The organism is Ideonella sp. (genome assembly GCF_041914305.1).
Classification (GTDB): domain Bacteria; phylum Pseudomonadota; class Gammaproteobacteria; order Burkholderiales; family Burkholderiaceae_C; genus Ideonella.
The window spans coordinates 194,332-207,929 of record NZ_JAYSDQ010000013.1; the positions used below are offsets into that span (position 1 = coordinate 194,332).

General features: G+C 70.8%; 9 protein-coding genes and 1 pseudogene. 3 read left to right on the forward strand and 7 right to left on the reverse strand.

The features are described 5' to 3' along the window. The first annotated feature begins 91 nt into the window (after nucleotides 1-91). Nucleotides 92-3,301, forward strand: coding sequence for a transglycosylase domain-containing protein (locus ACE3SG_RS18005; RefSeq protein ID WP_374567324.1), 3,210 nt, complete (start codon nucleotides 92-94; stop codon nucleotides 3,299-3,301). Here ACE3SG_RS18005 and fdhF read toward each other — a convergent pair whose 3' ends face one another. The 3 genes from fdhF to ACE3SG_RS18020 form a co-directional block, all read right to left on the reverse strand. Continuing rightward, complete coding sequence (gene fdhF / locus ACE3SG_RS18010; protein ID WP_374567326.1) at nucleotides 3,302-6,100, reverse strand: formate dehydrogenase subunit alpha; 2,799 nt, start codon at nucleotides 6,098-6,100, stop codon at nucleotides 3,302-3,304. Then, nucleotides 6,097-7,878, reverse strand: a complete 1,782-nt coding sequence (locus ACE3SG_RS18015) for an NADH-ubiquinone oxidoreductase-F iron-sulfur binding region domain-containing protein (RefSeq protein WP_374567328.1) — start codon at nucleotides 7,876-7,878, stop codon at nucleotides 6,097-6,099. Before ACE3SG_RS18015 ends, fdhF begins: the two co-directional genes overlap by 4 nt. A 61-nt stretch (nucleotides 7,879-7,939) precedes the next feature. After that, entirely contained in the window at nucleotides 7,940-9,157 is a 1,218-nt protein-coding gene (locus ACE3SG_RS18020; protein ID WP_374567330.1) for an acyltransferase, read from the reverse strand. 151 nt (nucleotides 9,158-9,308) lie between these two features. Here ACE3SG_RS18020 and ACE3SG_RS18025 point away from each other — a divergent pair, with 151 nt between their 5' ends. After that, nucleotides 9,309-9,689, forward strand: a complete 381-nt coding sequence (locus ACE3SG_RS18025) for a hypothetical protein (RefSeq protein ID WP_374567332.1) — start codon at nucleotides 9,309-9,311, stop codon at nucleotides 9,687-9,689. A 107-nt stretch (nucleotides 9,690-9,796) separates the two neighbouring features. Here ACE3SG_RS18025 and ACE3SG_RS18030 read toward each other — a convergent pair whose 3' ends face one another. Next, nucleotides 9,797-10,504 (reverse strand): LytR/AlgR family response regulator transcription factor, encoded by a 708-nt coding sequence (locus ACE3SG_RS18030; RefSeq protein WP_374567334.1) that lies wholly within the window; start codon nucleotides 10,502-10,504, stop codon nucleotides 9,797-9,799. Continuing rightward, on the reverse strand, nucleotides 10,492-11,622 hold the full coding sequence (locus ACE3SG_RS18035; RefSeq protein ID WP_374567336.1) for a sensor histidine kinase: 1,131 nt from the start codon (nucleotides 11,620-11,622) through the stop codon (nucleotides 10,492-10,494). Before ACE3SG_RS18035 ends, ACE3SG_RS18030 begins: the two co-directional genes overlap by 13 nt. 128 nt (nucleotides 11,623-11,750) lie before the next feature. Between ACE3SG_RS18035 and ACE3SG_RS18040 the strand changes: the two genes are divergently transcribed. Continuing rightward, entirely contained in the window at nucleotides 11,751-12,878 is a 1,128-nt protein-coding gene (locus ACE3SG_RS18040; protein ID WP_374567338.1) for an NAD(P)/FAD-dependent oxidoreductase, read from the forward strand. A 53-nt stretch (nucleotides 12,879-12,931) separates the two neighbouring features. On the opposite strand, the gene ACE3SG_RS18045 is transcribed toward ACE3SG_RS18040, so the two are convergent. Both ACE3SG_RS18045 and ACE3SG_RS18050 read right to left on the reverse strand, forming a co-directional pair. Next, nucleotides 12,932-13,126 carry a hypothetical protein gene (locus ACE3SG_RS18045; RefSeq protein ID WP_374567340.1) on the reverse strand — a complete coding sequence of 65 codons (195 nt, stop codon included), beginning with the start codon at nucleotides 13,124-13,126 and terminating at the stop codon, nucleotides 12,932-12,934. Nucleotides 13,127-13,390: 264 nt separating this feature from the next. Beyond that, nucleotides 13,391-13,598 (reverse strand): annotated as a pseudogene (locus tag ACE3SG_RS18050) (MFS transporter); the annotation flags it as partial.

Consider the following 13,598-nt stretch of genomic DNA (forward strand, 5'->3'; position numbering starts at 1 on the left):
AAGACCCCTGTTGTGGCGAGCCCGCAATTGGCCCTGGAAGCGGTAGAAAGCCCTTGGTGAAGTCACACGCCGCGGGTAATGTGGTGACGAAATGTTCGCTCGAGAAAGGCTTGGCTCCTTGTCGAACGCGAAGGTCGTCACCCCATGGAAACGATCGGCCCGGCGGGTCTTCACCGCGCTGCTGATCCTGGCCACGCTCGGCCTGGCCGGCTTTGTCGCCGACGAGGTCCAGACCTCTCGCCAGCAGGCCGATTGGCTGGCCGAGCGGGCACGCCGACTCGGCTTCGAGTTGCAGCCCGGCCCCAGCCCGGCGATCCGGTTCGCGGGCAACGGCCCCTACGACCAGCGCCTGGGCTACCACCAGCTGCCGCAGCTGATCGATCGTCTCGACAAACAAGGCTTCACCGTCACCGCCCAGGCGCGCATGTCGCCGGCCCTGATGGCGTTGCGCGACGAGGGGCTGTTCGCGCCCTACCGCGAGAAGGCCCAGGCGGGCTTGAACGTGCGCGACTGCCGCGGCGAGCCGCTGTTCGAAGCGCGCTACCCCGAGCGCGCCTACGCCGGCTTCAACGCCGTGCCGCCGCTGCTGGTGCGGGCCCTGCTCTACATCGAGAACCGCGACCTGCTCGACCCGCCCGCCACGCGCAACCCCGCGATCGAGTGGGACCGCCTGGGCAAGGCTGCCTTCGACCAGATGGTGCGCCGGATCGACGAGTCGCACAGTGCCGGCGGCGGCAGCACGCTGGCCACGCAGATCGAGAAATACCGCCACTCGCCGCAAGGCCGCACCGAGACCGCGCGCGACAAGCTGCGCCAGATGGCCTCGGCCTCGCTGCGCGCCTACCTCGACGGGCAGGACACCACCGCGCGGCGGCGCCAGATCGTGCTCGACTACCTGAACACCGTGCCGCTGTCGGCCCAGTCCGGTTTCGGCGAGGTGAACGGCCTGGGCGACGGCCTGTGGGCTTGGTACGGGCGCGACTTTGCCGAGGTGAACCGGCTGCTGTCCACCCCGGTGGCCGACGTGGCGCCGGGCGAAGCGCCACGCCAGGCCCTGGCCTTCAAGCAGGCGCTGCTGCCGCAGCAGGCGCTGGCGTTCAAGCAGGCGCTGTCGCTGATGGTGGCGCAGCGGCGACCGTCTTATTACCTCGGCAAAGACGAAGAAGGCGTGCTGCGCGAATTGACCAACAGCCACCTGCGGCTGCTGGCCGAGGCCGGCGTCATCCCCACAGCGCTGCGCGACGCGGCCTTGCCGCTGGCGCTGAAGCTGCTGCAGCGGCCCGCGGCGGAGCCGCCGGTGTCGTTCGTCGAGCGCAAGGCGGCCACCGCGGTGCGCACCAAGCTGCAGCAGCTGCTGGGCCTGCCCCGCGCCTACGACCTGGACCGCCTCGACCTGGAAGCCGACAGCAGCCTGGCCAGCGAAGCGCAGCGCGCAGCCGGCACGCTGCTGCGCAGCCTGAGCCGCGCCGAGGCCGCGAAAGAGGCCGGGCTGTTCGGCTTTCACCTGTTCAACGAAGGCGACGACACCAGCAAGATCGTCTTCAGCTTCACGCTGTTCGAGCGCAGCGGCGGCGCCAACCTGCTGCGCGTGCAGACCGACAACCTCGACCAGCCTTTCGACCTGAACGAAGGCGCGCGGCTGGACCTGGGCTCGACCGCCAAGCTGCGCACGCTGATCACCTACCTCGAGCAGGTGGCCCAGTTGCACGCCCGCTGGAGCGGGCTCGACACCGCCGCGCTGGCGGCGCTCGACGTCAGCGACCGCGACGCCCTGGCCCGCTGGGCACGCGACCACCTGCAAGGCAGCGACGACCGCAGCCTGCCGACGATGCTCGAAGCGGCGATGCTGCGCACCTACTCGGCCAACCCGGCGGCCGGCTTCACCACCGGTGGCGGTGTGCACCACTTCGAGAACTTCGAGCCCGAGGACAACAACCGCACGCTGACGGTGCGCGAAGCCTTCACGCGCTCGGTCAACCTGGTGTTCATCCGCCTGATGCGCGACGTGGTGCGCCACGTGATCGCCGAGAACGAAGACATGGACGCTGCGCTGCACGGCGAGCGCGACGACCCGGCCCGCCGGGCCTACCTGGCGCGCTTTGCCGACAAGGAGGGCCGCAGCTTCGTCGCCCGCTTCTACCGGCAGTTCGCCGGCAAGACCGCCGAAGAGGTGGAAGACGCGCTGCTGGACGAGGTTCGCCCGACCCCGGTTCGCCTGGCCAGCCTGTTCTACGGCCTGGAGCCGGGCGCCGATGCCGCGGCCCTGGCGCGCTTCCTGGCGCGCCGGCTGCCGGACGCCGAAACCTCCGCCCAGTCGCTGCACGACAAGTACCGCACCGAGCGCTGGTCGCTCGCCGACCGGGCCTACCTGGCGCGTGTGCACCCGTTGGCGCTGTGGGTCGCCGGCCACCTGCGCCAGCAGCCCGATGCGACGCTGAAGCAGACCTTGGACGCCAGCATCGACGAGCGGCAAGAGGCCTACGGCTGGCTGTTCAAGACCCGCCACAAGAGCGCGCAGGACGACCGCATCCGCAACCAGCTGGAGCAAGAAGCCTTCTTCGAGATCCACCGCGCCTGGAAGCGGCTGGGCTACCCGTTCGACTCGCTGACCCCGTCGTACGCCACCGCGCTCGGCGCCTCGGGCGACCGCCCGGCCGCGCTGGCCGAGCTGATGGGCATCATCGTCAACCAGGGCGTGGCACTGCCGCAGACGCGCATCGGCCACCTGCGTTTCGGTGCCGCCACGCCCTACGAAACCCAGCTGGCCTACCGCCCGCCGGCCGGCGAACAGGTCATGCAGCCCGAGGTGGCCGACGTGGTGCGGCGCGCGCTGTTCGGCGTGGTCGAAGAAGGCACCGCGCGGCGGCTCAAGGGCGCGCTGACGCTGCACGATGGCCGCGTGATGCCGATCGGCGGCAAGACCGGCACCGGCGACCACCGCTTCGACGTCTATGGCCCCGGCGGCCAGCTGGTCTCGTCACGCGTGGTCAACCGCTCGGCGACGCTGGCCTTCCTGATCGGCGACCGCTACTTCGGCACGCTGATGGCCTATGTGCACGAGCCCGACGCGGCCAACTACAAGTTCACCAGCGCCCTGCCGTCGCAACTGCTGAAGGCCTTGTTGCCCACGCTGCTGCCGCTGATCGAAGGCTCGGCCTGCGTCGCACCACCGCCGGTGATAACTGCAACCCCCACGGCCCCTCCGGGGCCTGCCCCCCGAGGGGGCTCGCGCAGCGGCCCGGCAGAGCCGGATCCGCGCACGCCACTTGACGACGGCGACGTGGCGCGCGCACCAGGGTAGTCAGCCATCGATCGGCGCCACAGCCACGGCACAGTATTTGAACTCCGGGATCTTGCCGAACGGGTCCAGTGCGGGGTTGGTCAAGAGGTTCGCGGCGGCCTCGGCGAATGCGAAGGGGATGAAGACGGCGCCGATCGGCGTGCCGTCGTCGCGCCGGGCCTGCAGCCTGACGCTGCCGCGGCGTGATGCCACCTGCAGCCAGTCGCCCGGGGCCACGCCCAGGCGCTGCAGGTCCTGCCCGTGCAGGCTGGCGGTCGGCGCCGGTTCCAGCGCGTCGAGCACCTCGGTGCGGCGCGTCATGCTGCCGGTGTGCCAGTGTTCGAGCTGGCGGCCGGTGATCAGCACGAAGGGGTAGTCGGCATCGGGCCGCTCGTTGGCCGGCACGATCTGGGTCGGCACCAGGTGCACGCGGCCGTCGTCGGTCGCGAAGTGGTCATGGAAGACGATCGGCTGGCCGGGGTCGTCTTCGCTCAGGCAGGGGTAGGTCACGCTGTGCTCACGCTCCAGCCGCTGCCAGCTGACGCCCTGGATCACGCCGTGCATCGCCTGGCGCATCTCTTCGTAGACCGCGGCGACACCGCTCTCGGCGCCGTCGTAGCGCCACGGCAGGCCCATGCGGGTCGCGATCTGCTGGATGATCCACAGGTCCGGCTTCGCGTCACCCGGCAGCTCGAGCGCGCGGCGGCCCATCTGCACCGTGCGGTCGGTGTTGGTCACGGTGCCGGTCTTCTCGGGCCAGGCACTGGCCGGCAGCACCACGTCGGCCAGCCAGGCGGTCTCGGTCAAGAACAGGTCTTGCACCACCAGGTGGTCGAGGTTCGCCAGGCCCGCGCGCGCGTGGGCCAGGTCCGGGTCGCTCATCGCCGGGTTCTCGCCCATCACGTACATGCCGCGGATCTTCTTCGGGTCGTCTTGCGCCCTCAGCGCGTGGTGCAGGATCTCGACCACCGTCAGGCCCGGCTTGTCATCGAGCTTCATGGCCCAGAAGTGTTCGAACCAGCGGTGCGCCTCGGGGTTGCTGACGCGCTGGTAGTTCGGAAACATCATCGGGATCAGCCCCGCGTCGCTCGCGCCCTGCACGTTGTTCTGGCCGCGCAACGGGTGCAGCCCGCTGCCGGGCTTGCCGATCTGGCCGGTGATGCTGGCCAGTGCGATCAGGCAGCGTGCGTTGTCAGTGCCGTGCACGTGCTGGCTGACACCCATGCCCCACAGGATCATCGAAGCCGGGCTGGTGGCGTAGGCCCGCGCAACCTCGCGGATCGTCTCGGCCGGGATGCCGCAGATCGGCGCCATCAGCTCGGGCGAGAAGGCCGCGACGCTGGTCTTCAATTCTTCGAAGCGGTTGACGCGCTCGGCGATGAAGGCCGGGTCGGTCAGGCCCTCGTCGATGATGGTGTGCAGCATCGCGTTGAGCAACGCCACATCGGTGTCGGGCCTGAACTGCAGCGTGCGCCAGGCGTGGCGGGCCAGGTCGGTGCGGCGCGGGTCGGCCAGCACGATCTTCGCGCCGCGCTGGGCTGCGTTCTTCATCCAGGTTGCGCCGACCGGGTGGTTCTGCGCCGGGTTGGCGCCGATGATGAAGATCAGCCCGGCGTGCTGCACGTCGTTGACGGGGTTGCTGACCGCGCCCGAGCCCACGCCCTCGAGCAGTGCCGCCACGCTGCTGGCGTGGCACAGCCGCGTGCAGTGGTCGACGTTGTTGCTGCCGAACCCCGTGCGCACCAGCTTCTGGAACAGATAGGCCTCTTCGTTGCTGCCCTTGGCCGAGCCGAAGCCGGCCAGCGCCGCCGGGCCGTGCTGGTCGCGCAAGCGCTTCAAGCCACCGGCGGCCAGGTCCAACGCCTCGTCCCACGTCGCTTCACGGAACACCTCGCGCCAGTCGCGCGGCGGTTGGCCGGGGTGGTGTTGCGCGCCGGCGTCCTTGGCCACGCCCGGCTTGCGGATCAGCGGCGTCGTCAGGCGCTGCGCGTGGTTCACGTAGTCGAAGCCGAAGCGGCCCTTCACGCACAGCCGGCCCGCGTTGGCCGGGCCGTCGCGGCCTTGCACGGCAACGATGCGGTTGTCTCTGATCTGGTAGGTCAGCAGGCAGCCCACGCCGCAGTAGGGGCAGACCGAATCGACCTGCTTGTCGACGCGCTGGTCGCCGATCAGCGCCTTGGCGCTCAGCGCGCCGGTGGGGCAGGCCTGCACGCATTCGCCGCAGGCCACGCAGCTGCTGTCGCCCATCGGGTCGCCCAGGTCGAACACGACCTGCACGTGGGCGCCGCGGCCGCGCATGCCGATCACGTCGTTGACCTGGGCCTCGCGGCAGGCCCGCACGCAGCGGGTGCACTGGATGCAGGCGTCGAGGTTGACCGCCATCGCCGGGTGGCTCAGGTCGGCCGCGGGCTGCGCGCGGCGCAGCGCGGTGAGCGCCGGGCGGGCGCTCACGCCCAGCGCGTCGGCCCACTGGCTCAGCTCGCCGTGCGGGCGCTGCGCATCGCCGTCGTTCCACTGGTAGCCGGCCTCGGGCAGGTCGGCCAGCAGCAGCTCCAGCACCATCTGCTGGCTTTTCAGCGCACGCTCGCTGCGAGAGTCGACCACCATGCCGGGCGCCACCGCGCGGCAGCACGACGGCGCCAGCGTGCGCTCACCCTGCACCTCGACCACGCAGGCGCGGCAGTTGCCGTCGGCGCGCAGGCCGTCGGTGTAGCAAAGCCGCGGGATGGCGACCCCGGCGCGTTCGGCCGCCTTCAGGATCGTCTCGCCCTCGCGCGCTTCGCAAGGCTGGCCGTTCAACGTGAAGTTCACGGCGCTCATCCCTGCACCTCGTCGGCAAAGTAGCGCTGCACACAGCGAACGACATTCGGCGCCGCCTGGCCCAGCCCGCAGATCGACGCGTCGACCATCACCGCCGACAGGTCGTCGAGCGTGGCGTGGTCCCACGCGGCGGCTTGCATCAGCTGCGCCGCCTTCTCGGTGCCGACACGGCACGGCGTGCACTGGCCACAGCTCTCGTCGGCGAAGAAGCGCATCGCGTTCAGTGCGGCGTCGCGCGCCGAGTCGTGCTGGCTCAGCACGATCACCGCGGCCGAGCCGATGAAGCAGCCGTGCGGTTGCAGGGTGTCGAAATCCAGCGGCACATCGGCCAGCGACGCCGGCAGGATGCCGCCCGAGGCCCCGCCTGGCAGGTAGGCATACAGCGTGTGGCCCTCGGCCATGCCGCCGCAGTATTCGTCGACCAGCTCGCGCAGCGTGATGCCGGCCGGCGCCAGCTTGACGCCCGGGCGCTTGACCCGGCCGCTGACGCTGAACGAGCGCAAGCCTTGGCGCCTGTGACGGCCGAAAGCGGTGAACCAGGCCGGGCCACGCTCGACGATGTCGCGCACCCAGTACAGCGTCTCGAAGTTGTGTTCCAGCGTCGGCCGGCCGAACAGGCCCTTCTCGGCGATGTACGGCGGGCGCAGCCGCGGCTCGCCGCGCTTGCCCTCGATGCTTTCGATCATCGCGGACTCTTCGCCGCAGATGTAGGCACCGGCGCCGCGCCGCAGCTCGATGCGCGGCAGGGGGCACGGCGGCTCGGCCTGCAACAGCGCCAGCTCACGCGCCAGCAGCGCGCGGCAGCCGGCGTATTCGTCGCGCAGGTACAGCACCACCGCTTCGGTGCCGACCACCTGCGCCGCGATCAGCACCCCTTCGAGAAAACGGTGCGGGTCGCGCTCGAGGTAGGTCCGGTCCTTGAACGTGCCCGGCTCACCTTCGTCGATGTTGACGGCCATCCAGCGTGGTGCGTCGAAGCTGCGCACGATGCGCCACTTGCGCCCGGCCGGGAAGCCGGCGCCGCCCAGGCCGCGCAGCCCCGAGTGCTCCAGCGCGGCGAGCACCTCGTCGGCCGGCCGCTCGCTGTTGACGACCTCGGCCGCCAGCTGGTAGCCCCCGGCCGCGCGGTAGGCCGCGTAGCCGACGCAGGCCGGCGCGATCGTGTCGCCGTCGTTGGTCACCTCGCCCAGCGCCAGCTCGGCCGGCTCGAAGCGCGCATGGCTGCTGGCCGGCAGCGGGTGCCCGTGTTCGCCGGCCGCCAGTGCGCGCCGCAGCGCGGGCTCGCTCGCATGCGGCAATGGGCGCTGGCCCAGCACCGCCACCGGCGCCTGCTCGCAGCGGCCCACGCAAGGCGCGTGGGTCAGCCGCACCGATGCATCGAGCGTGCCGACGAGCGACTGCATCAACCCCGCGGCACCGGCCATCGAACAGGCCAGACCGTCGCACAAGCGCAGCGTCACCGCCGGTGCCTCGGCCCCGTCGGGCAGGATCTCGAAGTGGTGATAGAAGCTTGCGACCTCGACCACCTCGGCCATCGACAGCCGCATCTCGGCCGCCAGCGCGACCAGCATGCCTTCGAACAGCGCGCCTTGCGCGTCGTTGAGCCGGTGCAGGTGCTCGATCAGTTGCTCGCGGGCATGCGGGCCGGGGCCGACCAGGGCGCGCACGGCGCCGCGCGCGGCATCGTCGGCTTGGCGGCCTTTCAGCTGGTGGCGAACGCGGCGGCTGCCGCGGATCGTGTCGACGGGAATGCGGGTTTCAGCAGGGGCTTGGGACATGCGACGCACACAACAGACGATGGCACGCGCACCCGGCGCGCGCCGATCGGGCCAGTATGCGTCAAGCCGTGGCCACCCCCGTGACAGCCGCCGGCCGCGTGGCCCGCGTCGCCAGGCCGAACCAGGGGCGCAGCGGCCCCAGGCGCGCGGCCACGAGGTAGCCCGCCACGCAGACCAGCGCCGTGCCGGCGATCAGCAGCGGCGCCTCCACCACCGGCGCCAGACCCCAGGGCCGCAGCGCCCAGGCGAGCAGGATGATCACGGTCTGGTGCAGCAGGTAGACCGGGAACACCGCTTCGGCCACGGTCGACCGCCAGCGGTGGTCATGGTTCCAGTGCCGCACGGCAAAACCCAGCGCGGCAACGATCGCCGACCACTGCAGCGCGGCATACCCCAGGCGCTGCAGCTGGCGCAGCCAGTCGGGCGGCTCCAGCGCGTCGCTGTAGTGGCCGAAGTAGCTGGCGATCGCCGCCCACAACAGCAGGGCCAGGCCCAGCATGACCCAGCGCCAGCGTGCGAACAGCGCCCAGCCGCCGCCCCAGCGCGCCAGCACTGCGCCGGCCAAGAACACCGTCAGGTACAGCGCGTGGTTGTAGAAGTCGTCGACCAGCGCATGCGTCTGCGGGAAGCGCCCGACCAGCAGCACGCGCCACAGCGCCAGCAGCGCCACCGGCGCCAGCCACAGGCCCCAGGCGTTCTTCAGGTGCCGCTCGGCCAGCGCCGCCATCGTGTCCAGCGCGCGAGGCCAGGCCTTCAGCAGCGCCCACATCAGCAGGCTGTAGACCCACAGGTAGGCCACGAACCACAGGTGGTTCCAGGTCGGCAGGTCGAGGCAATCGTCACCGCGGCAGAAGCCGTGGTAGGCCTTCAGGTACAGCTGCATGAAGTCCAGGTAACTGCCTGGGTAGGCCAGCTTCGACACCACCTCCAGGTAGGCCTGCGGCGGCACCACGACGAACATGCCCAGCAGCAGCGGCAGCAGCAGGCGCTTCGAACGCTCGCGCACGAACGCGCGCGGCGCCTGGCCCGGCTTGGCCCGCAACATCATCGCGGTGGCCGCGCCCGAGATCAGGAACAGCAGCGCCAGCCGCCAGGGCGAGCTGAGCATCATCAGCGGCTCGATCGCGTCACTCGCATGCGGGCTCTTGATATGCCAGTCCCAGCTCACGTAGTACATGCCCACGTGGTACAGGATCAGCAGGCCGAAGGCGGCGGCGCGCAGCCAGTCGAGGAAGTACAGGCGCTCGGTCGGGGCGCCAGAGTGGGCGGCTTGTGTCATGGGCAGCAGCCTAGACAAGCAGCCGCCTGTCAGCCAGCGCATTGGGGCGAACTGCGGGCGGGTCGGGGCGAAACGGGAGCGAGCCGCCAAGGTGGTTGGCTGTCTTCCTGTCCAGACGTCGAGTCCATAAGGCCTGAAGCAGAATGCGGCCATGTCTCGGTTGGCCAAAATCTTCGCATTGATGCTGGCGGTTCATGGCGTCGCCGTTGGAGGTGAACGAGAGGCGCTGCTTCTTGAACTGAAGACGGCGACGAATGCAGCGAACATCGCCGTTGACGGTGATTCATGCCGCTTCACGTCAAACGCCCAACGCGTCTGGACCTGCAAGCTCTCCGGCTTCGACGAGGAGGCTGCACAACCGGCGTTGTCTGCCAATGGATGGATCTATGGCGGCAAAGAAAATCTGAAGGAATGGTTCGTGACGACTGGCGTGACCCACACCTTCAGAAAGCCGCACCTGCTGCTGCAGTTTTACTGCAGGCAGAACAGTGTCATTGCGAGCATCGTCGCTGATATGCAGTGGACGCGGTAGCGATCGGTCGACACGAGCAGGGAGGCCTGCTTCTTCTGCCCAGAGCCGTTCGATGATCGGTGGTGGCAAGTGTCAACGGTTTGAGCATCCGGTGCGGCCTCGTCGCCTCAGCCGCCGGCCTGGCCCAGCCGCTGCATCAGGGCCGCGCGGTGCGCGCGGCTGCAGGCCAGCTCGCTGCCGTCGCGCAGGCGCAGCAGCGCGTCGCCCTTGTCGTTCGGCCGCACCTCGGCCACCTGCGCCAGGGCCACGGCGGCGCTGCGGTGCACGCGGATGAAGCCGTCACCCAGGTCGGCCAGCAGGCCGGCCAGCGTGCGCCGCAGCAGCCATTCGCGGCCCAGCGCATGCAGCGTGACGTAGTTGTCGGCGGCTTCGAGCCAGTGGATGTCGGCCACGCGCAGCACCTGCGTGCCGGTGCGCGTGGGCACCAGCAGCTGCGCCACCGGCAGCGGCGCGACCCGCACGCGGCCGCGTTGCGGCACCCGGGCCAGCGCGCGCGCCAGCCGCTCGGGCGCGACCGGCTTCAGCAGGTAGTCGAGCGCCTGCGCATCGAAGGCCTGCAACGCGAAGGCGTCGAAGGCGGTGACGAAGATGACCGCCGGGCCGTCGTCGGGCAGCGACGCGGCCACCGCCAGGCCGTCGAGCTCGGGCATCTGCACATCGAGCAGCAGCGCGTCGGGTTGCAGGCGTTCGGCCATCTCCAGTGCCTGCTCACCGTCGGCGGCCTCGCCGACCACCTCGGCCCCGTCGATGCCGGCGAGCAGGCGCCGCAGGCGGGCACGCGCCGGCGCTTCGTCGTCGACGATCAGCAGCCGCATGGCAACCACATCTCCGCGCGCACACCACCGCCACCATCACCACCATCGCCGCCAGCCACGGCGCCGAGCGCAACCCCGGCAGCCTCACCATGCAGGCCGGCCAGGCGCTGGCGCAGGTTGCCCAGGCCGACGCCGAACACCGGCTCGCTGGCGAGCACGCCGCCATCGTCTTGCACCGCCAGTCGCAACTGGCCAGCGGCGGCCCGGGCGCTGACGGTGATGGCCGTCGGTGCGCGGCGCTTTTCCACCGCGTGCTTGAAGGCGTTTTCGAGCAGCACCTGCAGCGCCAGCGTCGGCACGCGGCAGGCCAGCGCCGCGTCGTCGACCTGCCAGTCGATCCGGGCGCGGTCGCCGAAACGCTCCAGCATGATCTCGGCGTAGCCGCGCACCAGCGCCAGCTCGTCGGCCAGCGACTGCTGCGGGCGTTGCGCCGCGTCGGTGGCGGCGCGCAGCAGCGAGGCCAGGCGGCCGAGCAAGGCATCGGCACGGTCGGGGTCGCTGTGGATCAGCGCCGAGATCGTGTTCAGCGCGTTGAACAGGAAGTGCGGCTGCAGCTGCTGCGTCAGCTGGGTCAGCTGCGCCTGCTGCGTCAGCCCGCTCAAGCGCTCGGCGCGCAGCCGCTCGACATGCCAGGCGCGGTACGAACGCGCGCCGAACTGCACGCCCGAGAACAGCCCGAAGTAGATCACCAGCTTGGGCAGCTCGTAGACCATCGCCTCGCCCCACGGGTCGTGCTCGTAGGGCTGGCTGGCCAGGCCGAACACCAGCGCCCGCAGGCCGAAGTTCAGCACCACGAACAACGGCCCCGCCAGCGGCAGCCAGACCAGCAGGCGCGCAAACCATTGCCACGGCTGCGCCAGCCAGCGGTCGAGCCGGCGCGCGCGCCACCACTGCAGCGCCAGCAGCGCGGTGGCGGTCAGCATCGAGGTGCACTCGTTGACGATCGGCCGCCACGGCTCGGCGCCGCCGTTGCGCAGGTGGTCTTGCGCAGCCACCCACGCCATCAGCACCCAGAACACCACCCAGGCCAGGCCGAGGCTGACGACGACGCGGCGCCGGGTGGCTGCGCCCATGCGGGTTTCGAAGAAGTCGGCGTCGAGTTCGGGCGCGGCGGTCATCGCCGCGCATGATGCCGCAGGGCCCACTGCGCCGCCGCTGCGGCGGGGCGAGCCGGGGGCAGGCGGGGCCGAATCGGGGGGCGAACACGGCAGGCGCAACCTGGCGACGCGGGCCGCACAATCGCCGCATGGACAGCATCGACGTGGTGGTCATCGGCGCCGGCGTGGTCGGCCTGGCCTGCGCGCGGGCCCTGGCCGAGGCCGGCCGCGAGGTCGTGGTGGTCGAGGCCGAAGAGGCCTTCGGCACCGCCACCAGCGCACGCAACAGCGAGGTCATCCATGCCGGCCTGTACTACCCCACCGGCTCGCTGCGCGCACGGCTGTGCGTGCGCGGCAAGCAGCTGCTCTACGACTACTGCGCCAGCCACGGCGTGGCACACCGGCGCTGCGGCAAGCTGGTGGTGGCCTGCAGCGACGACGAGCTGCCACGGCTCGACCAAGTGCTGGCCCAGGCCCAGGCGAACGGCGTGCACGACCTGCAGCGGCTCACGGCCGCCCAGGCGCAGGCGCTGGAGCCGGCTCTGGCCTGCCGCGCGGCGCTGCTGTCCCAGTCGACCGGCATCGTCGACAGCCATGGACTGATGCTGGCGCTGCTGGGCGACGCCGAACGCGCCGGCGCGATGTTGGCGCTGAAGTCGCCGCTGCTGCGCGGGCAGGTGGTGGATGGCGGCGTGCTGCTGGAGGTCGGCGGCGACAGCCCCAGCCGCTGGCGGGCGCGCACGGTCGTCAACGCCGCAGGCCTGCAGGCCTGCCAGGTGGCGCGGTCGATCGACGGGCTCGACCCGCGCCATGTGCCGACGCCGCACTACGCGCTGGGCGCCTACTTCACGCTCGGCGGCCGGGCGCCGTTCTCGCACCTGGTCTACCCGGTGCCGGGTGAGAGCAGCCACCTCGGCGTGCACCTGACGCTGGACCTGGGTGGACAGGCCCGCTTCGGGCCGAGCTTTCGCTGGCTTGCGCCGCCGCAGGGCGCGGTGTTCGACTACCGCGTCGACCCGGCCGACGGCGCGGGCTTCGACGCCGAGGTGAGGCGCTACTGGCCCGGCCTGCCCGACGGTGCGCTGCAGCCGGGTTATGCCGGCGTGCGGCCCAAGATCAGCGGCCCGGGCGAGCCGGCGGCCGACTTTCGCATCGACGGCCCGGCGGTGCACGGCGTGCCGGGGCTGGTGAACCTGTTCGGCATCGAATCACCAGGGTTGACGGCCTCGCTGGCGATCGCCGAGGCCGTGGTGCAGGCGCTGGCCCTCACGGGCTGATCGGCGCTGGCCGTGGGGGCGGGGGCGGGGGCGCAGCCCCGCGGAGCAAGGTGTCAGTTCGACGCGGCGGAGGCCGGCGCCATCGCCGCGCTGGCGGCACCGGTGGCCGCCTGGGCCGCTTCCGATGCGGCGGCCGGGGGCGCGTCGACGTTGTGCTTCTCGCCGCTGATGTCCACGTCACCACCTTTGGACAACATGTACAGCGCCAGGGCGGCGAACAGCACGAAGGCAACGATGATCTTCCACATGGTCTTGTCCTTGGGTCGGGGTCTTGAATCGATGCGGGACGATAGAAGCACTGGCTGACACCAGGCGGACGGCCCCGGCGCCCGGAAGCAAAAAGGGCGGCCCTGCGGGGCCGCCCTTCGTTGCTGTGGCAAGGCACCTCTTGGTGCCGGTGTCCAAGGGCACCTGCGGTGCCCGTGTCTGTTATCCCTCCACCGCCAGCTTGCAAAGCGGGGGGCTGACATTGCAGGCCGGGGCCTCGTTCGAGGCCGCCGGCCGGCGGGCCATCAGTCCTTGGCGTAGATGTCCACGTCCTTGGTTTCCTTGATGAACAGCATGCCGATGACGAAGGTCATCATCGCCACGATGATCGGGTACCACAGGCCGTTGTACATGTTGCCGGTCTGCGCCACGATCGCCAACGCGGTCGCCGGCAGGAAGCCGCCGAACCAGCCGTTGCCGATGTGGTACGGCAGGCTCATCGAGGTGTAGCGG

Coding starts and splice junctions, on each gene's coding strand:
- ACE3SG_RS18035 (WP_374567336.1), bottom strand. CDS start 11,622: ATGACCGCCGCGCCCGAACTCGACGCCGACTTCTTCGAAACCCGCATG.
- ACE3SG_RS18025 (WP_374567332.1), top strand. CDS start 9,309: ATGTCTCGGTTGGCCAAAATCTTCGCATTGATGCTGGCGGTTCATGGC.
- ACE3SG_RS18040 (WP_374567338.1), top strand. CDS start 11,751: ATGGACAGCATCGACGTGGTGGTCATCGGCGCCGGCGTGGTCGGCCTG.
- ACE3SG_RS18045 (WP_374567340.1), bottom strand. CDS start 13,126: ATGTGGAAGATCATCGTTGCCTTCGTGCTGTTCGCCGCCCTGGCGCTG.
- ACE3SG_RS18020 (WP_374567330.1), bottom strand. CDS start 9,157: ATGACACAAGCCGCCCACTCTGGCGCCCCGACCGAGCGCCTGTACTTC.
- fdhF (WP_374567326.1), bottom strand. CDS start 6,100: ATGAGCGCCGTGAACTTCACGTTGAACGGCCAGCCTTGCGAAGCGCGC.
- ACE3SG_RS18005 (WP_374567324.1), top strand. CDS start 92: ATGTTCGCTCGAGAAAGGCTTGGCTCCTTGTCGAACGCGAAGGTCGTC.
- ACE3SG_RS18030 (WP_374567334.1), bottom strand. CDS start 10,504: ATGCGGCTGCTGATCGTCGACGACGAAGCGCCGGCGCGTGCCCGCCTG.
- ACE3SG_RS18015 (WP_374567328.1), bottom strand. CDS start 7,878: ATGTCCCAAGCCCCTGCTGAAACCCGCATTCCCGTCGACACGATCCGC.